A 19,467-nucleotide genomic window follows, 5' to 3' on the forward strand; every position below is an offset into this window, starting at 1 on the left:
ACCGCCTTTTTCGCAGGTCAAAGGGACGGCCGGTGCGATCCAACACCCCTTGAGCCTTGAGCCGCCAGAGAAGGACGAACACCACATGGCCGCCACGCCCGAAAACCCCGCTGCCGTCACGCCTCGCCGCAAGGCGGGACGCCATCGTGGCGAAGGCCAGTGGGCCGTAGGCCATTTCACCCCCCTCAACGGCAATGAGCAGTTCAAGAAGGACGACGACGGTCTCAATGTGCGGACACGCATTGAGACGGTCTACTCCAAGCGGGGCTTCGACTCCATCGACCCCAACGACCTGCGCGGGCGGATGCGCTGGTGGGGTCTCTACACCCAGCGCAAGCCCGGGATCGACGGCGGCAAGACCGCGATCCTGGAGCCGGAGGAGCTGGACGACGAGTACTTCATGCTGCGCGTACGAATCGACGGCGGGCGGCTGACCACCGAGCAGCTGCGCGTCATCGGCGAGATCTCGCAGGAGTTCGCGCGCGGCACCGCCGACCTCACCGACCGGCAGAACGTCCAGTACCACTGGATCCGGATCGAGGACGTGCCGGAGATCTGGCGGCGCCTCGAAGAGGTCGGGCTGTCCACCACCGAAGCCTGCGGCGACACGCCACGCGTGATCCTCGGCTCCCCCGTGGCGGGCATCGCGGAGAACGAGATCATCGACGGCTCCCCCGCCATCGACGAGATCCAGCGGCGCTTCATCGGCAACCCGGACTTCTCCAACCTGCCGCGCAAGTTCAAGTCGGCCGTGTCCGGATCGCCGCAGCTCGATGTGGCGCACGAGATCAATGACATCGCCTTCGTCGGCGTGAACCACCCCGAGCACGGCCCCGGGTTCGACCTGTGGGTCGGCGGCGGCCTCTCCACCAACCCCAAGCTCGGGGTGCGGCTCGGCGCCTGGGTGCCGCTCGACGAGGTGCCCGACGTGTACGGCGGCGTCATCGGCATCTTCCGCGACTACGGCTACCGCCGCCTGCGCACCCGCGCTCGCCTGAAGTTCCTCGTCGCCGACTGGGGCCCCGAGAAGTTCCGCCAGATCCTGCAGGACGAGTACCTCAAGTACGAGCTGATCGACGGCCCCGCGCCCGAGCAGCCCACCGGGACCTGGCGCGACCACCTCGGCGTGCACCGGCAGAAGGACGGCCGCTTCTACGTCGGTTTCGCCCCGCGCGTCGGCCGCGTGGACGGTGCCACGCTGACGAAGATCGCCGACCTGGCCGGTGCGCACGGCTCCGGCCGGCTGCGTACCACCGCCGAACAGAAGATGATCGTGCTCGATATCGAAGAGGCGCAGGTCGAGTCGCTGGTGGCCGGGCTGGAGGCGCTGGACCTGCGGGTCACGCCTTCGCCGTTCCGGCGCGGCACGATGGCCTGCACCGGCATCGAGTTCTGCAAGCTCGCGATCGTCGAGACGAAGGCGCGGGGCGCTTCGCTGATCGACGAACTGGAGCGCCGCATCCCGGAGTTCGACCAGCCGATCACCATCAACATCAACGGCTGCCCCAACGCCTGCGCCCGTATCCAGGTCGCCGACATCGGCCTCAAGGGCCAGCTCGTACTCGACGACAACGGCAACCAGGTCGAGGGCTTCCAGGTGCACCTGGGCGGCGCGCTCGGACTCGAGGCCGGATTCGGCCGCAAGGTCCGCGGGCTGAAGGTCACCTCGGACGAGCTGCCCGACTACGTCGAGCGCGTGCTGCTGCGCTTCCAGGAGCAGCGTGCGACCGGCGAACGCTTCGCGACCTGGGCGGCGCGGGCGAGCGAGGGGGACCTGTCATGAGCGAGCGTGCCGCGCCGTTCTACTGCCCGTACTGCGGCGACGAGGACCTGCGTCCCAACGAGACAGGTCACGGCGCCTGGGAATGCGCGGCGTGCAATCGCGCTTTCCAGTTGAAGTTCCTCGGGCTCCTCGCCCGTGGAGTTCAGCGCAACGACGGTGGAGGGGACCAGACATGACGACGGCTCAGGACGATCTCACGTCGCGCGATCTCAAGTCGCTGGCGGAACAGGCCGGGCGGGACCTCGAAGAGGCGTCCGCCCTCGACATCCTCAGGTGGGCCGCCGACACCTTCAGCGACCGCTTCTGCGTGACGTCGTCCATGGAGGACGCCGTCGTCGCCCACCTCGCCTCCCGCGCCAAGCCCGGCGGGTCCCCCATGGACGTGATCTTCCTCGACACCGGTTACCACTTCCCGGAGACCATCGGGACGCGGGACGCCGTCGAGGCGGTCATGGACGTCAACGTCATCACCCTGCTGCCCTGGCAGTCGGTCGAGGAACAGGACGCGCAGTACGGGCCGCAACTGCACGACCGCGACCCCGACCTGTGCTGCGCCCTGCGCAAGGTCAAGCCCCTCGAAGACGGGCTGAAGGGCTACCGCGCCTGGGCGACGGGCCTGCGCCGCGACGAATCCCCGACCCGGGCGAACACCCCGGTCGTCGGCTGGGACGAGAAGCGTCAGAAGGTCAAGATCTCGCCGATCGCCCGCTGGACGCAGGACGACGTGGACGCGTACGTCGCCGAGCACGGCGTCCTCACCAACCCGCTGCTGATGGACGGCTACGCCTCGGTGGGCTGCGCCCCCTGCACCCGCAGGGTCGAGGCGGGCGAGGACGCCCGGGCCGGCCGCTGGGCGGGGCGGAACAAGACCGAATGCGGGCTGCACGGCTGATGACGAACGATCAGGAGCGGGAGAAAGACGTGACTGGGGCCACCATCTGGCTCACGGGCCTGCCGAGCGCCGGCAAGACCACCATCGCCTACGAGCTGGCCGGGCGCCTGCGCGCCGAGGGCCGCAGCGTTCAGGTGCTGGACGGCGACGAGATCCGCGAGTTCCTGTCCGCGGGCCTCGGCTTCAGCCGCGAGGACCGGCACACCAACGTCCAGCGCATCGGTTACGTCGCCGAACTGCTGGCCCGTAACGGCGTGCTGGCCCTGGCACCGGTCATCGCGCCGTACGCCGACAGCCGCGAGGCCGTCCGGGGGCGCCATCACAGCGAGGGCACCGCGTACCTGGAGGTGCATGTCGCCACGCCGGTGGACGTGTGCTCCGTACGCGATGTGAAGGGTCTGTACGCCAAGCAGGCGGCGGGCGAGATCTCCGGCCTCACCGGGGTCGACGACCCCTACGAGGCGCCCGAGTCGCCCGACCTGCGCATCGAGTCGCACCAGCAGACCGTGCAGGAGTCCGCAGCCGCGGTGCACGCGCTGCTCACCGAAAGGGGTCTGGCATGACGACGACCGCCGCAACTGTCAGCGAAGGTACGGACAGCCCGTACGCGCTCAGCCACCTGGACGCCCTGGAGTCCGAGGCCGTCCACATCTTCCGCGAGGTGGCGGGTGAGTTCGAGCGGCCGGTGATTCTCTTCTCCGGTGGCAAGGACTCGATCGTCATGCTGCACCTGGCGCTGAAGGCGTTCGCGCCGGCTCAGGTCCCCTTCACCCTCCTGCACGTCGACACCGGGCACAACTTCCCGGAGGTGCTGGAGTACCGCGACCGCACGGTCGCCGAGCACGGGCTGCGGCTGCACGTGGCCTCCGTGCAGGAGTACATCGACGCCGGGAAGCTGCGTGAGCGGCCCGACGGCACCCGCAACCCGCTGCAGACCGTGCCGCTGACCGAGGCGATCCAGCAGCACCGCTTCGACGCGGTGTTCGGCGGCGGGCGGCGCGACGAGGAGAAGGCGCGCGCGAAGGAGCGGGTGTTCTCGCTGCGCGACGAGTTCTCCGCGTGGGACCCGCGCCGCCAGCGCCCCGAGCTGTGGCAGCTCTACAACGGCCGCCACGCGCCCGGCGAGCACGTCCGCGTCTTCCCGCTGTCCAACTGGACCGAGCTCGACGTGTGGCAGTACATCGCCCGCGAGAAGATCGAACTCCCGGCCATCTACTACGCCCACGAGCGCGAGGTCTTCCAGCGCTCCGGCATGTGGCTGACCGCCGGCGAGTGGGGCGGCCCCAAGGAGCACGAGCAGGTCGAGACACGGCTGATCCGCTACCGCACGGTCGGCGACATGTCCTGCACGGGCGCCGTCGACTCCGACGCCACGACGCTCGACGCCGTGATCGCCGAGATCGCCGCCTCCCGGCTCACCGAGCGGGGCGCGACCCGCGCCGACGACAAGATGTCCGAGGCCGCGATGGAAGACCGCAAGCGCGAGGGGTACTTCTAACCATGACCACCACCACACCGGGGCTGACCGAGCAGTTGTCAGCCACCACGCTGCTGCGGTTCGCGACGGCCGGCTCCGTCGACGACGGCAAGTCCACCCTCGTGGGGCGGCTGCTGCACGACTCCAAGTCGATCCTCACCGACCAGCTGGAGGCCGTCGAGGCGGCTTCCCTCAAGCGCGGTCAGGAGGCGCCCGACCTGGCGCTGCTGACGGACGGCCTGCGGGCCGAGCGTGAGCAGGGCATCACCATCGATGTGGCGTACCGCTACTTCGCCACCGCCCGCCGCCGGTTCATCCTGGCCGACACCCCCGGGCACGTGCAGTACACCCGGAACATGGTGACGGGCGCTTCGACCGCCGAGCTGGCCGTCGTCCTGGTCGACGCCCGCAACGGTGTCGTCGAGCAGACCCGCCGCCACGCCGCGGTCGCCGCGCTGCTGCGTGTGCCGCACGTGGTGCTGGCCGTGAACAAGATGGACCTCGTCGAGTACGCCGAGCCCGTCTTCGGGGCCATCGCCAAGGAGTTCACGGCCTACGCCGCGTCCCTCGGCGTACCCGAGATCACTGCCATCCCGATCTCGGCGCTGGCCGGTGACAATGTCGTGGAGCCTTCCGCGAACATGGACTGGTACGGCGGTCCCACGGTGCTGGAGCACCTGGAGACGGTCCCGGTCAGCCACGACCTGGCGGGCTGCAAGGCCCGCTTCCCGGTCCAGTACGTGATCCGCCCGCAGACCGCCGAGCACCCCGACTACCGGGGCTACGCCGGCCAGATCGCGTCCGGCGCGCTGCGCGTGGGCGAGGCCGTGACGGTGCTTCCGTCCGGTCGTACGTCGACGATCACCGGCATCGACGCGCTGGGCGAGGCCGTCGACATCGCCTGGGCGCCGCAGTCCGTGACGGTCACGCTCGCCGACGACCTGGACATCTCGCGCGGTGACCTGATCGCGCCGAGCGGTTCCGCGCCGCGCACCACCCAGGACGTCGAGGCGACGGTCTGCCACGTGGCGGACCAGCCACTCACCGTGGGCCAGCGGGTGCTGCTCAAGCACACCACCCGCACGGTCAAGGCGATCGTCAAGGAGATCCCGTCGCGGCTGACGCTGGACGACCTGTCTCAGCATCCGGACCCGGGCCGGCTGGTCGCCAACGACATCGGCCGGGTGAAGGTCCGTACCGCCGAGCCGCTCGCGCTCGACGCGTACCGCGACTCGCGCCGCACCGGATCGTTCCTGCTGATCGACCCGGCGGACGGTACGACGCTGGCGGCCGGCATGGCGGGCGACTCCTTCGCCGCCGAGACCGCGAAGGCCGCCGCGGACGACGAGGGCTGGGACTTCTGACGATGCCCATCGACAGCATCGACATCTACGCGACGTTCGCGAAAGAGGGCGGCCGCGTCGGCAGCGGCACCCTCGGCAGCGGCCAGGGCGGGGTCGGGCGATGTGCCCGATGACGTACGCGCACCGCTTGCGCGCCCTGCCGCTCCACCGACGAAGACCTGCCGACTTCCCGGCCGCACCCCGCTCCGAGCGAGAGGTGTGACGCCGGGCGCCACCGAGAGGAACACCTCCCGTGCATGCCCCACGTACGACCCTTCGGCGCAGCCTCGCCGCCGCTGCCGCCCTGCCGCTGCTGATCGGCGCGCTGGGCGCCTGCGGTTACGGTTCGAACGCCGAGAAGGGCGACCGGGACGACGAGGTCGCTCCGGTCGCCAAGGGCGAGAAGATCGGCGGCGTCGACGAAGTGCGTATCGGTTACTTCGCGAACGTCACGCACGCCAGCGCCCTGGTGGGTCTTCAGCAGGGGCTGTTCCAGAAGGAGCTCGGCGGCACCAAGGTCAAGCCGCAGGTCTTCAACGCCGGCCCCTCGGAGATCGAGGCACTCAACGCCGCTGCCATCGACATCGGCTGGATCGGCCCCTCCCCGGCGATCAACGGCTTCAGCAAGTCCCAGGGCCAGAACCTGAAGATCATCTCGGGCTCGGCCTCCGGCGGCGTCTCACTCGTAGTCAACCCGGAGAAGATCAAGTCCCTGGACGACCTCAAGGGCAAGCGCATCGCGACCCCGCAGCTCGGCAACACCCAGGACGTGGCGCTGCTGAACTACCTGTCGGAGAAGGGCCTGAACGTCGACGCCAACACCGGCAAGGGCGACGTATCCGTCGTCCGCCAGGACAACAAGGAGATCCCCGCATCCTTCGAGTCCGGTGCGCTGGACGGCGCCTGGATTCCGGAGCCCACCGCGTCCAAGCTGGTCGCGGGCGGCGGCAAGGTGCTGCTCGACGAGAAGAAGCTGTGGAAGGACGGCAAGTTCGTCATCACGAACGTGATCGTCTCCCAGACGTTCCTCAAGGAACACCCGGACGTCGTCGAGGCGGTGCTGCGCGGCTCCGTGAAGAGCAATGCGTGGATCAAGGCGAACCCGGACGAGGCGAAGGCCGCGATCAACGCGAAGCTGAAAGCGGACTCCGGTAAGGAGCTGCCCGCCGAGGTGCTCGACCCCGCGTTCAAGAACGTGGAGACGATCAACGACCCGCTCGCTTCGACGCTGCGGGACGAGGCCGATCACGCGGTGAAGGCCGGTCTCCTCAAGGATCCGGTGCTCGACGGCATCTACGACCTGACGCTCCTGAACAAGGTGCTCAAGGCCGAGAAGCAGCCCGCCGTCGAGGACGCCGGACTCGGCACCAAGTAACCGCCCCTTCCCGCAACCGGAACGCCCTCAGGAGGTGAGGCTCATGGCCACCACACTCGACATCGAGCAGGCCGCCGCGCCCGTAGCCACGGTGCCGTACGCCGCACGGATCGACCACGTGTCGAAGTCGTTCGGCCGGCCCGGCGCGCAGCAGCTCGTGCTGGACGACATCAGCATCGATGTCGCGCCGGGTGAGTTCGTGACCCTGCTGGGGGCTTCCGGCTGCGGAAAGTCGACGCTGCTCAACCTGGTCGCGGGGCTCGACCGGCCCTCCGCGGGCACGATCGAGGTGCCCGGCGGGCGGCCCGCCCTGATGTTCCAGGAGCACGCGCTCTTCCCCTGGCTGACGGCCGGGAAGAACATCGAACTCGCCCTCAAGATGCGGGGCATGGCGAAGGCCGAGCGTCACGGCGAGGCCGAGCGGCTGCTTCAGCTCGTGCGGCTCGGCGGGGCGTACGGAAAGCGGGTGCACGAGCTGTCGGGCGGTATGCGCCAGCGCGTGGCACTGGCGCGGGCGCTCGCCCAGGACAGCAAGCTGCTCCTGATGGACGAGCCGTTCGCGGCGCTGGACGCCATCACCCGCGACGTACTGCACGAGGAGCTGACACGGATCTGGTCCGAGACCAGCGTGTCGGTCCTCTTCGTCACCCACAACGTCCGCGAGGCCGTCCGCCTCGCCGAACGCGTGGTGCTGCTGTCGTCCCGCCCGGGACGCATCGCGCGCGAATGGAAGGTCGGCATCCCGCAGCCGCGCCGGATCGAGGATTCAGCGGTCGCCGACTTGTCCGTGGAGATCACTGAGCAGCTGCGGGGGGAGATCCGCCGACATGGCCAGCACTGAGACACGGGACGCGAGTCCCAAGAACGACCTCGCCGGTCTTGAGGCAGGTCTGGACGCACTGGAGACGAAGCACTCCGCCGAGCGGGTGGGCCTCGGGCGGATCCTGCTGTCCAAGGTGGTGCCGCCGCTGGTGGCCATCGCCCTGGTCATCACGCTGTGGCAGCTCGCCGCGGCCTCGAACCTCAAGCCGGACTACGTCCTGCCCGGCCCGGTGGACGTGTGGCACTCGATCGAACAGATGTGGCTCGAGGGCACCCTGCTCGGCTACATCTGGACCAGCATCTCGCGCGGCGCCCTCGGATTCGCCGTCTCGGTCGCCATCGGCACGCCGCTCGGTCTGCTGGTGGCCAGGGTGAAGGTGGTGCGGGCCGCGATCGGCCCGATCCTGTCCGGCCTGCAGTCCCTGCCGTCCGTGGCCTGGGTTCCCGCCGCGATCATCTGGTTCGGACTGACCGACGCGACGATCTACGCGGTGGTGCTGCTGGGCGCCGTACCGTCGATCGCCAACGGCCTCGTAGCCGGCGTCGACCAGATCCCGCCGCTGTACCTGCGGGCGGGCCGCACCATCGGGGCCACCGGGATCAACGGCATCCGCCACGTCCTGCTGCCGGCCGCGCTCCCCGGCTATCTGGCGGGGCTGAAGCAGGGGTGGGCGTTCTCGTGGCGCTCGCTGATGGCGGCCGAGCTGATCGCCAACTCGCCGGATCTCGGCACGGGTCTCGGCCAGCTGATGGAGAACTTCCGTACCTACAGCGACATGTCGGGTGTGCTGGCCACCATCATCCTGATCCTGGTCGTCGGCATCGGAATCGACCTGCTGTTCTTCTCCCCGCTGGAGCGCCGCGTGCTGCGCAGCCGTGGTCTCCTCGTCAGGAGCTGATCACCATGCACCGCCGCCGCCCCGTACTCCTCGTCATCGCCCACGGCAGCCGCGACCCGCGGCACGCCGCGACCGTGCACGCCCTGGTGGAGCGCGTACGGTCGCAGCGGCCTGGGCTGCGGGTGGAGACCGGCTTCCTGGACTTCAACGCCCCCGCGGTGCCGCAGGTGCTGGAGCGCCTGGCGTCCGACGGCGTCCGGGACGTGGTGGCCATGCCGCTGCTACTGACCCGCGCCTTCCACGCCAAGGCCGACATCCCTGCCGTACTGCGCGAGGCGTCGGCGCGGCTGCCGCGGCTGCGGATCCGCCAGGCGGAGGTCCTCGGGCCTTCCCCGCTGCTGCTGACCGCGCTACAGCGGCGGCTGTACGAGGCCGGGCTCACCCCCGGCGACAAGAGCTCGACCGGGGTCGTCCTGGCCTCGGCGGGCTCCACAGACCCGGAGGCGATCGCAGTGATCGCTGAAATCGCGCGGGAGCTGCGGCACACCGGTTGGTGCGCCGTGCGGCCTGCGTTCGCCTCCGCATCTCTTCCCCGCACACCGGACGCCGTCCGGGACCTGCGCGGTGCGGCGGGGGTACGGCGTATCGCCGTCGCGCCGTACGTCATCGCGCCGGGCTTCCTGCCGGACCGGATCGCGCGGGGCGCGCGGGAGGCGGGGGCGGAGGTGCTGGGCGAGGCCCTGGGCGCGTCCCCGGAGGTGGCCCACGTGCTGCTGTCCCGCTACGAGGACGCGGCCCGAGCGCGCCCGGCCCTGGCGGCGGCCACCGCGTAGGCGTGGGCCTCCGGACGCCCTTCGGGTTCTACGCTTCGTACGGCGTGCCCTGGTGGAAGTACAGGAGCCAGCCCCGCTCCGTGCGACGCCACAACGAACTCCGGTGCGCCCGACGCCCCTTCGCCTCCGTGTCGAACGTCAGCAGCACCAGGTCGGGAGCGAGCTGCACCCCCGTCATCGCCGTAGTGGTGACGGGACGCGTGGTCGCCTCGGCGTCCGCGCCCGCGAGTGCCGCGATGATCGACTCGCGGTCCCATCTGCGCCCCGACGTACCGAACTCCCGGAACTCGGGGTGCAAGAGCTCGGCCAGCAGATCGGCGGAGTTGCGGACGAGCGGGTCGAGCAGTCGCAGTTCGCCCTCGATGGCGAAGTCCACAGCGGAACGTTCAGTGCTCACGCGTCATCTCCACCAGTTTGGCGACCGTGTTCCAGTTGCGGCTGGTCGCGACCACATCCTTCACCAGGGCCGGCCTCGCCAGCACCTCGCCGAGCTTGGAGCGGCCCAGGCCGTCCGGCGCGTAGAGATAGACCGCCCGGTCCCCGACGCGGAACTCCTCCGGGAGGTACGCCGCCGCGTCGACGGACGCGAACCGTTCGGGGGCCGGCATCCGTGAGAAGAAGGTGACGTGGAGCTGCTTGCCGGCCAGCTCGACGGCCGGGAAGGGGCAGGCCTCGGCGACGGCGTTCAGGTAGGCGCCGCTGCGGACCAGACAGTCGACGGCGAACCCGAAGTGCGCTTCGACGGCCTGTCGGAGGTTCGCGGCGAGCGATTCCTCAGTGTCTTCGGCCTCCGTGGTGAAGACGGCGTTGCCGCTCTGCAGGTACGTGGCGACATCCCGGTGGTCCAGCTCCGCGAGCACCTCCCGGAGCTGGACCATGGGCACTTTCCTGTGGCCGCTCACATTGATTCCGCGCAGCAGGGCGGCGTACGTCGTGGTCATGAACGCAACGATAGGCGGCCGCCGCACCCCGTGGGGGAGGGCACGGCGACCGCCCGTTCATCGGTTGCCAGACGGTTACTCGACGACCTTCAGCAACTTGTTCGGCGTACCCGTGCTCGGGTTGCTGATCTTGTCGGCGGTGGCACCGCCGACGAGCGCCGTGGCCACCGCCGCCGGGGTGGCGTCCTTGTGGCCGGCGAGGTAGACCGCTGCCGCGCCCACCACGTGCGGGGTCGCCATGGACGTACCGGAGATGGCCTTCGTGCCCTCGTCGCTGTCGTTCCAGGAGGAGGTGATGTCCGAGCCCGGCGCGTAGATGTCCACGACCGCACCGAAGTTGGAGAAGTCGGACTGGGCGTCCTCCTTGGTGCTGGAGGCGACGGTGATGGCCTCCTTCACCCGGGCCGGGGAGCCCTGACCGGCGTCGCTGGACTCGTTGCCGGCGGCGACGCCGTAGGTGACCCCGGCGGCGATGGACTTGCGTACCGCCGCGTCGAGCGCCTCGTCGGCGCCGCCTCCGAGGCTCATGTTGGCGACGGACGGGCCCTGGTGGTTCTTGGTGACCCAGTCGATGCCCGCGACGACGCCTTCGGTGGTGCCGGAGCCATTGTCGTCGAGGACCCGGACCGCGACGATCTTCGCCTTCTTGGCTACACCGTGCGCGGTACCGGCGATGGTCCCGGCCACGTGCGTGCCGTGGCCGTTACCGTCGTCCGCCGACTCGTCGTTGTCCACGGCGTCGAAGCCGTGGGCGGCGCGGCCGACGAGGTCCTTGTGCGTGATGCGGACGCCGGTGTCGATGACGTACGCGGTGACCCCTTCGCCCGCGCTGTCGGGGTACGTGTACTTCTTGTCGCCGGCCGTGTCGTCCTGGTCGATGCGGTCGATCCCCCAGGACGGTGGGTTGTCCTGCGTCGCGTTGATCGTGAACTTCTTGTTCTGCACGACTTTGGCTACGGACGGGTCGGCGGCGAGGCGCTTCGCCTCGGTCTCCGAAAGGCCGCTCGCCGAGAAGCCGTTGATGGCTGAGCTGTAGTTGCGCTTCAGCTTGCCGCCGTACTCCTGAGCCAGGTCCTTCTTGTCGGTCTTCTGGTCCAGCATCACGATGTAGCTGCCGGCGACGGCGCCCTTGGCGTCCGTTCCGTACACGTACCCCTGAGGGACGGGAGCAGCTCCGGCGAAGGAGGTGCCCAGTGCGGTCACACCCGCCGCGGCCGCTACGGCGGTTATCGCTGCGGTGAGCTTCAGCCGGCTGGAACGCTTGTGAGTTGCCATGAAGAGGGGTCTCCTCGTCAAAAAGTGGGGGGATTGGCCTCCGGACCGGAAATTCTCCGGGGGATGGCTCGAAACCCTGACCTATTGACGCGCACAGATCAAGACCTTCACGTGCCTGTTACTTACTCAACAAGGTTTCGCAATAAAAAATGGGACACGGGATTCCAAGTCGGACACCGAATAACAAGGTTGCTTCTTAAAGCACTTGCCGCTCATCGGTGCTGCTCAGCGCGGAGCGGCCCTCGACCGAGGGCCGCTCGACTTCGGGGCAGGCAATTGACGCACCGGGACTCTTGAACAAATCGTGAACGACCCGAGTGGATTCTCTGACCGAATGAAGGAAATTCGGCCCGCAGTGCCCGAACATGCGTTCCCGAAATACTTATGAGGCCGGAATCTCGGCCTCGATCAGGTCGGCCGCCCGCCCGGTGCCGCCCTCCCCCGCCATGCCCGCACGAATGTCCTCCGCCCGGCCGGCCACCTCGGGGTCGCCCAGGAGGCCGAGGACCGCGCTGCGCAGAGCCTCGGCCGTGGCGTCCTCGGTGTCGATGCGACGGGCGACGCCGAGCGACACCAGCATGTCGGCGTTGCCGAACTGATCGACGGCCTGGGGTACGGCGACCATGGGCGTGCCGGTGGCGAGACCCTCCTGACTGCCGCCCGCGCCCGCATGGGTGAGGAAGGCGTCGGCCTGCCCGAGTACGGCCAGTTGCGGCACCCAGCGGTGCACCTCGACATTGGACGGCACATCGCCGAGCTCCGACTCGTCGACGAACTTGCCGATCTGGAGCACCACATGCCAGCCGGGCAGGTCTCCGAAGGCCTTGACGCATTCCCGGTAGAAGGCGGGCTGCTTAGTGAAGGACGAGCCGAGCGAGACCAGCAGCACCTTGTCGGCTCCGGCGGGACGCTGCCAGTCGCCCTGGTCGGCACGATCGCCCTGGCAGGCGCCGACGAAGGAGTAGACGGACTCGTCGACGCGGTCGGCGTTCGGCTGGAGCACCTTGGGGATCAGGACGATGCTGCGGCGGGGGCGGGCGAAGTGGTCCGGGTCGGTGTCGGCGAGACCGTTGCCGTCGAGCCAGGCCCGGAAGCGCGCGTAGTACGCCCGACCTCGCTCGGACTGCTTGAGCTCGGCGAACATCGGCTCCGCGACCTCCTCCTCGTACCCCTCCCAGGCAACGAGATTCGGCGAGAGCGATACGGCGGGCACGCCCCAGCGGTGGGCGAGCACAGGCGCCGGGTAGGCGGTGATGTCGTGCATGACAAGGTCGGGTTCGTCTCCGTCGAACGCCTCGATCAACTGGGGCAGGACGTGGACGGCGTCGTTCAGGAACGGCTCGATGTTGTCGATCAGCTCCGTACCCCAGCCCTCCGGGTTGTCCTCGGTCGGGAGGGTGGAGGTGTAGAGGACGGGTTCGGCGCCCGTGTGGGCGATCCGCTCGGCGAAGGAGTCGGGGATCGCGTAGGAGACGCGGTGCCCCGGGCCACGAGTTCCCGGATCACTTCGATGCTCGGGTTCACGTGCCCGGGGGCGGCGATGGAGAACATGGCGATGTGGGCACGCTTGCGTGAAGTCATGCCATGACCCTAGACGAGACGAGACGTCTCGTGCAATCTAATTCATCGCTGGTAGCGGGCCAGGACCCGGTTGCCGTCCTTGACCAGGCGTTTCTCCAGCTCTCCGACGTCGATGGCGCCGCTGTAGAACTCCTGGTAGGCGGGGGTCGCCACCTTGTCCTTCCACTCGGGGTAGCCGCGCACGGCCGGGGCGGGCGCGGCTACGAGGTGCTCGGCGAGTGCGGTACCGGTGGCCCAGCCGTCCTTCTCTGCGCGCAGATCCTGGTCCTTCAACGCGGTGGTGCCGGTCGGCAGCATCCAGTCACCCTTGGCCAGCCGAGCCATGTTCGCGGGGCGGAGAAAGAAGTCGATGAACTCCATCGCCTCCTTCTTGTACGGGCTGTCCTCGGCCACCGACAGCGTCTGCGGGCTCACGCCCTGCGTCAGTCCCTCCTCGCCGGCCGGGGCAGGCAGCACCTTCCAGCGGAAGCCCTCAGGTGCCTGCTGGACGACCTGCTGCCGGTAGGAGAACCCGAGGGGCACCATGGCGTACTTGCCGCCGAAGAAGCCCGGCAGCGTGTCGGAGCCGCCCATGCCGAGGGTGGTCGCCGATGCGCTCCGGTCGGTGTTGACCTGATCGTGGATGGTGGTGGGGACGACGGCGTCGCCTTCGGTGAAGCGCACCTCGGCCTTGCCGTCGGCGGTCCGGTGGAAAAGCTGTCCGCCGCCGGAGAGCCCGAGGTTGAGGGTGGCGGAGACCGGTTCCTTCAGGGGCCAGGCGACGCCGAAACGCTTGCCGTCACCGCTGCTCAGCTTCTTGGCGACCCGGCGGAACTCCGGCCACGACCACGGCTTTTCGGGGGTGGGAATGCGTACGCCAGAGGCCTTGAGCAGCTTGTCGTTGGCGATCAGGACCCGGGGCTCCTGGAGGAACGGCACTCCGTACACCCCCTCACCGAAGGTAGCGGTGTCCCAACTGCGCTGCGGAATCGCCTCTTTGAGCCGGGCCGGCAGCAGCTCGCCGAGGTCGGCGAGGTACCCGCCGTACGCGAAGTCGGCCAGGTCGTCGGAGGCGTCGTGGATGACGTCGGGGGCCTCGCCGCCCTCGAAGGACGTCAGCAGCTGGTCGTGGACGCTGTCCCAGCTGCCCTGCACGTACTCGACACGGACGTCGGGATGGGCGGCGTTCCACTCCGCCACCAGCTGCTTGTTGGCGTCGACGGACTCCTTCTGCCAGGCGAGCGACTGGAAGCGGAGGGTGATCTTCCCGTCGGTGTCCCGGCCGCCGTCCGAGCAGCCGGTGAGCAGCAGCGCGAGCGTGGTGGTCGTGACGGCGATCCTGGAGAAGCTGTGACCGGTGAACCTGGCGGCGCGCATCAGGCCTTCACCGCCCCGGCCATCATGCCGCCCGTGACCCGCTTCTGGATGATCGCGAAGACGACGAGGGAGGGGAGGGTGGCGAGGAAGGCCGCGGCGGCGAGCGGGCCGAGGTCGGCCACGCCCTCGGCGCCGAGGAAGTGGGTGAGCACGACGGGCAACGTCTGTTTCTCCGGTGTCTTGAGGAGGACGAGCGCGAAGAAGAACTCGTTCCACGCGGTGATGAACGCGAACAGCGCGGTGGCGACGATGCCGGGGGCCAGCAGCGGGGCGGTGACCGAGACGAGGGTACGGAGCCGGCTCGCGCCGTCCACCGCGGCGGCCTCCTCCAGTTCGCGCGGTACCGCCCGGACGTAACCGACCAGCATCCACAGCGCGAAGGGCAGCGACCACACGACGTACACCATGATCAGGCCCACCAGGGTGTTGATCAGCTGGAGGTTCTTGAGGATCAGGAACAACGGGATGATCACCAGCACGAAGGGGAACGCCTGGCTGACCACGACCCAGCCCGTGGCCGCCGCGGAGAGCTTGTTGCGGTGGCGGGCCATGACGTAGGCCATCGGGGTCGCGATGAGGACGGCGATCAGGGCGGCACAGAGCGCGGCGGTCAGGCTGTTGAGCGCTGCCTCCAGCAGCGGCTGCTCGTCGAAGGCCTGGCGGAAGTTGTCGAGGGTCGGATTCTCGGGGATCCAGGTGGGGTGCAGCGAGCCCAGTTCGCGTGGCGGCTTGAAGGCGGTCGAGACGAGCCAGAGAAAGGGAAAGGCGAGGAAGACGAGATAACCGGCCAGGGCCAGGTACTGGCCGGTGCGGGCCGGCCTGCTGGTGCGGAACGTCACTGGTCCTCGCCTCCCTTCAGGCGGCCGACGAGGTAGAAGGCGAGCATCACCGAGATCGCCGCCACCATGACGCAGCCCATGGCGGCGGCGTATCCGAACTGCCCGTAACGAAAAGCTTGTTCGTAGGCGAAGAGCATGGGCAGGCGGGTGCGACCGCCGGGACCGCCGCTGGTCAGGACGTAGACCAGGGCGAAGGAGTTGAAGTTCCAGATGAAGTTCAGCGCGGTGATGGCGAGGGCGACCGGTTTGACGGCGGGCCAGGTGACCGTGCGGAAGCGGCGCCAGGCGCCGGCGCCGTCGAGGGCGGCGGCCTCGTGCAGCTCCTCGGGCGTGTTCTGGAGGCCGGCGAGCAGTGCGACGGTGGTCTGCGGCATGCCCGCCCAGATGCCGACGAGGATCACGGCGGGCAGGGCGGTTGCGAGGCCGGTCAGCCAGTCGCGCCCGTCGCCGAGGCCGAGGTCGCGGATGGTCTCGTTGAGGATCCCCGCGTCGGGGTTGTAGACGAGCCGCCACATGATGCCGACGACCACTTCGGGCATGGCCCAGGGAATGATCGCGAGGGCCCGGGCCAGCCAGCGGAAGCGGAGGTTCTGGTTGAGCAGCAGGGCAAGGCCGAGCGCGAGCAGGAACTGCGGGACGGTCACCCCGACCGCCCACAGCAGGCCGATGCGGAAGGAGTCCCAGAACAGGGTGTCGTGCAGCAGGTCCTGGAAGTTCACCGGCCCGATCCACCGGGTGGGTGCGGTGCGGCCCGACTGGGAGTCGGTGAAGGCGAGCGCGATGCCATAGAGCAGGGGCCCGACGCTGAGGACGAGGATCGGGATCAGTGCGGGCAGCACCAGGAACCAGGCGCCGTGATCCGCCACCCGGCCCGTGGTCTTCCGGCCGGCATCGCGGCCCGGACGGCGACCCGAATTACGGTCTGGGCCGCGGCCCGCGTCGCGGCCGGAGTCCGTGCCGGACCCGCCTGCTGACCGCGCCTTTGCGGTCTCGGATGTCACAGACTCAGCTCCTTCGGACGGCTGCCGGTGCAGCCGACCGGGCCGCTGTGGCCGGCCCCGCGGCCCTGGTCATCGTGCTGACGGGTCGTTGGTTCGTCAAGCCCACCTGCACGGATGCGAGAATCTGTCCTCATGGACGAGACACGGGCACGCGAGGTTCTGGCCACCGCCGGGCTCCGCGCCGACGCGAAGCTGCTGGCACTGGGCGAGAACGCGGTGTTCGGTGACGGCGGTCTGGTCGTCAAGGTCGGACGCCGGGACGCGGAGCTGGTGGCGCGGGCCGAGCGCGAACTGGCTGTCGCGGCCTGGCTGGCTTCCTCGGGCGTCCCCGCCGTACGGGCCGCCGAACCGGCGCCCCGTGTGGTGGACGGCCACCCGGTGACGCTGTGGCACCGGCTGCCCGAGTCCGTACGCCCGGCAGGTCCCCAGGACCTGGCGGAGCTGCTGCGCCTCGTCCACGCCCTGCCCCTCCCTTCGTTCGCCCTCCCCCCGCGCGAACTGCTCGGCGGCGTCGAGCGGTGGCTTCGGCTCGCGGGCGACACCATCGACCCGGCAGACGCCGCGTATCTGCGCGAGCGGCGCGACGGCTTCGCAGCGGCGTCGGCCGCGCTCACCCCGCATCTGCCGCCGGGGCCGATCCACGGTGACGCCCTCCCCCGCAATGTCCATGTCGGTCCCGGCGGGCCGGTCCTCGTCGACCTGGAGACCTTCGCGGACGACTTCCGCGAGCACGACCTGGTGGTCATGGCCCTCTCGCGCGACCGGTACGGCCTGTCGCCCGAGGCGTACGACGCGTTCACGGTGGCGTACGGCTGGGATGTGCGCGACTGGTCCGGCTGCGCCGTCCTGCGCGGCGCCCGCGAGACGGCGAGCTGCGCCTGGGTGTCGCAGCACGCACCGGCCAACCCGGCGGCGCTCACCGAGTTCCGCCGACGGGTGGCGTCCCTGCGTGACGGCGACCCGGAAGTCCGCTGGTACCCCTTCTGACAGCGTCAGACCGTGACCCCGGTCAGCTCGCGCAGGGGCCACCGCGGGTCGATGACCGCATCCGGGGTGCCCTTCCTGCGGAGGAACTCCTGGAAGTTCGCGGCCCAGTCGGCGTACCACCGGATCTGCTGGTCGTGCAGCTCCGCGGGCGCCAGCGCCGCGACCGACGGGTGCCGCTCGGCTATCGCCCGCGCCACCCCGACCGCCGCGAACGCGTCCGCCGACGCCTCGTGGGCGCCGTCCAGCACCACGCCGTACTCCGCGCAGACCGCTTCCAACGTCCGCTTACCCCTGCGGTAGCGGTCGACGGCGCGGTCGATGGTGTACGGATCGACGACCGGACCGATGCCGGCGTCGCCGAGCCGCTCGTTCAGGGACGGCAGCCCGTGCCGGTGCAACTCCGCTGCCAGCAGGGTCAGATCGAAGGACGCGTTGTACGCGACGACGGGCACTCCCTGCGCCCAGTACCCCGTCAGTGTCTCCGCGATCTCTTCGACCACCGCTCGCGCGGCCCGCCCCTCGGCCCCGGCCCGTTCGCTGCTGATGCCGTGAATCGCCGACGCCTGCGCCGGAATCCGGACGCCGGGGTCGGCCAGCCAGTCGCGGCAGGCGGCCACGGCGCCACCCCGCACGACGACGACCGCGGCCGTGACGATGCGCGCTTCCAGCGGCTCCGTGCCCGTCGTCTCCAGGTCGAATCCGACCAGCGCTTCCCCGTGCCATCCCATCCCGGGTCCTCCTTCATGATGCTTCGTGATGCTTGCCCGGATGCTCCCCCGGTGGAGAACAACCCTCGCACGCACCACTGACAACACCCCTCAGGAGACCGGCCGGGAGTCCCCCCACACCGCTTCGAACTCTTCACGGTATGTCTCGAAAAGTCCGTGCTCGCTGTCCTGTCCGTGCCGCACCACACCGCGCCCGCCACCCCGCAGCACCAGCACCGGCGCCTCCATGCCTCGCGCCCGGCGCAGATACGTCTGGACGACGGCGAGCCCGTCCGGACCGTCTCCGTCCACGAGGTACGCCGTGAAGCGCGGCGTCTCGTCGAAGACCTGGATCTCGAAGGCCCCCGGATCGCGCAGCTTCGAGCGCACCCGGCGCATGTGCAGGATGTTCATCTCCACCGAGCGGCTCAATTCACCCTTTCGCAGACCGAGTTCCCGCTCGCGCCGCTTGATCGCGCTGCTCGCCGGATTCAGGAACAGCAGCCGCACCCGGCAGCCCGATTCGGCGAGCCGCACCAGCCGGCGTCCGGAGAAGTTCTGGACGAGGAGGTTCAGGCCTATGCCGATCGCGTCGAGGCGCCGCGCCCCGCCGAACAGATCCTCGGCCGGCAGCTGACGCTGCAGCCGCACCCGGTCCGGGTGCACGCTCACCACATCGGCGTAGCGGTCCCCCACCAGATCCTCGACGGCGTCCACCTTCAGCCGCCCGGACGAGGGCACGCCCGCCCCGCCGCCCAGAATGTCGAGCAGCCGCGAGGAGGCCCGTTCCGCCTGGGCAAGGACCGCCTCGGACAGCGCCCGGTTGCGGGAGACGACGTTACGGGTGACCTCCAGCTCGTCCAGGGCCAGTTCGACGTCGCGCCGGTCGTCGAAGTACGGCTCGAAGCACGGCCAGTGCTGGACCATGAGCTCACGCAGCTGGGGCAGTGTGAGGAAACTGATGACGTTGTCGTCGGCGGGGTCGAGCAAGTAGCCCTTGCGGCGGGACACCTCGCGCACCGCGACCGCGCGCTGCACCCACTCCTGACCCGCCGGCCCTGCCGCGGCGACCACCCAGTCGTCCTCGCCGTGCACCGGCTCGTAGATGGGCCGGAGCACGGCGGCGACGACCGCGCGCAGCCGCTGTTCGACGAGGTTCAGCCAGATGTAGGCCCGGCCGGCCCGCCGGGCTCGCGTACTGACCTCGCTCCAGGCCTCCGCGCCCCAGTCCAGTTCCGCCCCGATCTCCATCGGCCGCGCAAGCGAGACCGCCCCGGGCGGGACGTCTGCGGAGCCCCCCTCGTGACCTGCGTCACCGGGGGGCAGTTCCAGCCCTCCCGAGCTCACCCACGCACCGCCTTCAGCTCCTGGAAGCCCGTCTTCAACGATCAAGGAAGGGTACTCCGGGAGCGGGAG

The 19,467-nt window shown here is 69.7% G+C and carries 19 protein-coding genes and 1 pseudogene; 11 read left to right on the forward strand and 9 right to left on the reverse strand.

Annotated features, from left to right (window positions below; translation table 11 throughout):
- Positions 1 to 85 precede the first annotated feature (85 nt).
- The 10 genes from ACU6WZ_RS02870 (at position 86) to ACU6WZ_RS02915 (ending at position 9,364) form a co-directional block, all read left to right on the forward strand.
- Positions 86 to 1,783, forward strand: coding sequence for a nitrite/sulfite reductase (locus ACU6WZ_RS02870; protein WP_447031543.1), 1,698 nt, complete (start codon positions 86 to 88; stop codon positions 1,781 to 1,783).
- The gene (locus ACU6WZ_RS02875) at positions 1,780 to 1,959 is read left to right on the forward strand and encodes a hypothetical protein (protein WP_447031544.1); all 180 of its coding nucleotides are present in this window, start codon (positions 1,780 to 1,782) and stop codon (positions 1,957 to 1,959) included. The genes ACU6WZ_RS02870 and ACU6WZ_RS02875 overlap by 4 nt, the downstream gene beginning before the upstream one ends.
- Entirely contained in the window at positions 1,956 to 2,675 is a 720-nt protein-coding gene (locus ACU6WZ_RS02880; protein WP_447031545.1) for a phosphoadenylyl-sulfate reductase, read from the forward strand. Before ACU6WZ_RS02875 ends, ACU6WZ_RS02880 begins: the two co-directional genes overlap by 4 nt.
- The gene (cysC, locus tag ACU6WZ_RS02885; RefSeq protein WP_447031546.1) at positions 2,675 to 3,238 is read left to right on the forward strand and encodes an adenylyl-sulfate kinase; all 564 of its coding nucleotides are present in this window, start codon (positions 2,675 to 2,677) and stop codon (positions 3,236 to 3,238) included. The genes ACU6WZ_RS02880 and cysC overlap by 1 nt, the downstream gene beginning before the upstream one ends.
- Positions 3,235 to 4,173 (forward strand): sulfate adenylyltransferase subunit CysD, encoded by a 939-nt coding sequence (gene cysD, locus ACU6WZ_RS02890; RefSeq protein WP_447031547.1) that lies wholly within the window; start codon positions 3,235 to 3,237, stop codon positions 4,171 to 4,173. Before cysC ends, cysD begins: the two co-directional genes overlap by 4 nt.
- A 2-nt stretch (positions 4,174 to 4,175) precedes the next feature.
- Positions 4,176 to 5,516: a sulfate adenylyltransferase subunit 1 gene (locus tag ACU6WZ_RS02895; RefSeq protein WP_447031548.1), complete on the forward strand. Its 1,341-nt coding sequence runs from the start codon at positions 4,176 to 4,178 to the stop codon at positions 5,514 to 5,516.
- Positions 5,517 to 5,748: 232 nt separating this feature from the next.
- Positions 5,749 to 6,870 carry an aliphatic sulfonate ABC transporter substrate-binding protein gene (locus ACU6WZ_RS02900; protein WP_447031550.1) on the forward strand — a complete coding sequence of 374 codons (1,122 nt, stop codon included), beginning with the start codon at positions 5,749 to 5,751 and terminating at the stop codon, positions 6,868 to 6,870.
- Positions 6,871 to 6,913: 43 nt separating this feature from the next.
- Positions 6,914 to 7,711, forward strand: a complete 798-nt coding sequence (locus ACU6WZ_RS02905) for an ABC transporter ATP-binding protein (RefSeq protein WP_447031551.1) — start codon at positions 6,914 to 6,916, stop codon at positions 7,709 to 7,711.
- A complete protein-coding gene (locus tag ACU6WZ_RS02910) occupies positions 7,698 to 8,591 on the forward strand; it encodes an ABC transporter permease (RefSeq protein WP_447031552.1) in 894 nt (297 codons plus the stop codon). The genes ACU6WZ_RS02905 and ACU6WZ_RS02910 overlap by 14 nt, the downstream gene beginning before the upstream one ends.
- A gap of 5 nt (positions 8,592 to 8,596) precedes the next feature.
- Positions 8,597 to 9,364, forward strand: coding sequence for a sirohydrochlorin chelatase (locus ACU6WZ_RS02915; RefSeq protein ID WP_447031553.1), 768 nt, complete (start codon positions 8,597 to 8,599; stop codon positions 9,362 to 9,364).
- A gap of 28 nt (positions 9,365 to 9,392) precedes the next feature.
- On the opposite strand, the gene ACU6WZ_RS02920 is transcribed toward ACU6WZ_RS02915, so the two are convergent.
- The 7 genes and pseudogenes from ACU6WZ_RS02920 to ACU6WZ_RS02950 form a co-directional block, all read right to left on the reverse strand.
- Positions 9,393 to 9,761 (reverse strand): nuclear transport factor 2 family protein, encoded by a 369-nt coding sequence (locus ACU6WZ_RS02920; protein WP_447031554.1) that lies wholly within the window; start codon positions 9,759 to 9,761, stop codon positions 9,393 to 9,395.
- Positions 9,751 to 10,305: a DUF1697 domain-containing protein gene (locus ACU6WZ_RS02925; RefSeq protein WP_447031555.1), complete on the reverse strand. Its 555-nt coding sequence runs from the start codon at positions 10,303 to 10,305 to the stop codon at positions 9,751 to 9,753. Before ACU6WZ_RS02925 ends, ACU6WZ_RS02920 begins: the two co-directional genes overlap by 11 nt.
- A gap of 75 nt (positions 10,306 to 10,380) precedes the next feature.
- Positions 10,381 to 11,580 carry a S8 family peptidase gene (locus ACU6WZ_RS02930; RefSeq protein ID WP_447031556.1) on the reverse strand — a complete coding sequence of 400 codons (1,200 nt, stop codon included), beginning with the start codon at positions 11,578 to 11,580 and terminating at the stop codon, positions 10,381 to 10,383.
- 382 nt (positions 11,581 to 11,962) lie between these two features.
- Positions 11,963 to 13,161, reverse strand: a pseudogene (gene mgt / locus ACU6WZ_RS02935) (macrolide-inactivating glycosyltransferase).
- Positions 13,162 to 13,203: 42 nt separating this feature from the next.
- Positions 13,204 to 14,517: an ABC transporter substrate-binding protein gene (locus ACU6WZ_RS02940; RefSeq protein ID WP_447031557.1), complete on the reverse strand. Its 1,314-nt coding sequence runs from the start codon at positions 14,515 to 14,517 to the stop codon at positions 13,204 to 13,206.
- Positions 14,517 to 15,356 carry a carbohydrate ABC transporter permease gene (locus ACU6WZ_RS02945; RefSeq protein WP_447031558.1) on the reverse strand — a complete coding sequence of 280 codons (840 nt, stop codon included), beginning with the start codon at positions 15,354 to 15,356 and terminating at the stop codon, positions 14,517 to 14,519. The genes ACU6WZ_RS02940 and ACU6WZ_RS02945 overlap by 1 nt, the downstream gene beginning before the upstream one ends.
- Positions 15,353 to 16,222, reverse strand: a complete 870-nt coding sequence (locus tag ACU6WZ_RS02950; protein ID WP_447031560.1) for a carbohydrate ABC transporter permease — start codon at positions 16,220 to 16,222, stop codon at positions 15,353 to 15,355. The genes ACU6WZ_RS02945 and ACU6WZ_RS02950 overlap by 4 nt, the downstream gene beginning before the upstream one ends.
- 267 nt (positions 16,223 to 16,489) lie before the next feature.
- On the opposite strand from ACU6WZ_RS02950, the gene ACU6WZ_RS02955 reads away from it, so the two are divergent.
- The gene (locus tag ACU6WZ_RS02955; RefSeq protein ID WP_447031561.1) at positions 16,490 to 17,344 is read left to right on the forward strand and encodes a phosphotransferase enzyme family protein; all 855 of its coding nucleotides are present in this window, start codon (positions 16,490 to 16,492) and stop codon (positions 17,342 to 17,344) included.
- A 5-nt stretch (positions 17,345 to 17,349) separates the two neighbouring features.
- Here the strand turns inward: ACU6WZ_RS02955 and ACU6WZ_RS02960 are convergent, their stop codons facing one another.
- Both ACU6WZ_RS02960 and ACU6WZ_RS02965 read right to left on the reverse strand, forming a co-directional pair.
- Positions 17,350 to 18,072: a 3'-5' exonuclease gene (locus tag ACU6WZ_RS02960; protein WP_447031562.1), complete on the reverse strand. Its 723-nt coding sequence runs from the start codon at positions 18,070 to 18,072 to the stop codon at positions 17,350 to 17,352.
- Positions 18,073 to 18,162: 90 nt separating this feature from the next.
- Positions 18,163 to 19,398 carry a DUF5919 domain-containing protein gene (locus tag ACU6WZ_RS02965; protein ID WP_447031563.1) on the reverse strand — a complete coding sequence of 412 codons (1,236 nt, stop codon included), beginning with the start codon at positions 19,396 to 19,398 and terminating at the stop codon, positions 18,163 to 18,165.
- Positions 19,399 to 19,467: the final 69 nt, after the last annotated feature.

It is taken from the genome of Streptomyces hypolithicus (assembly GCF_052934925.1).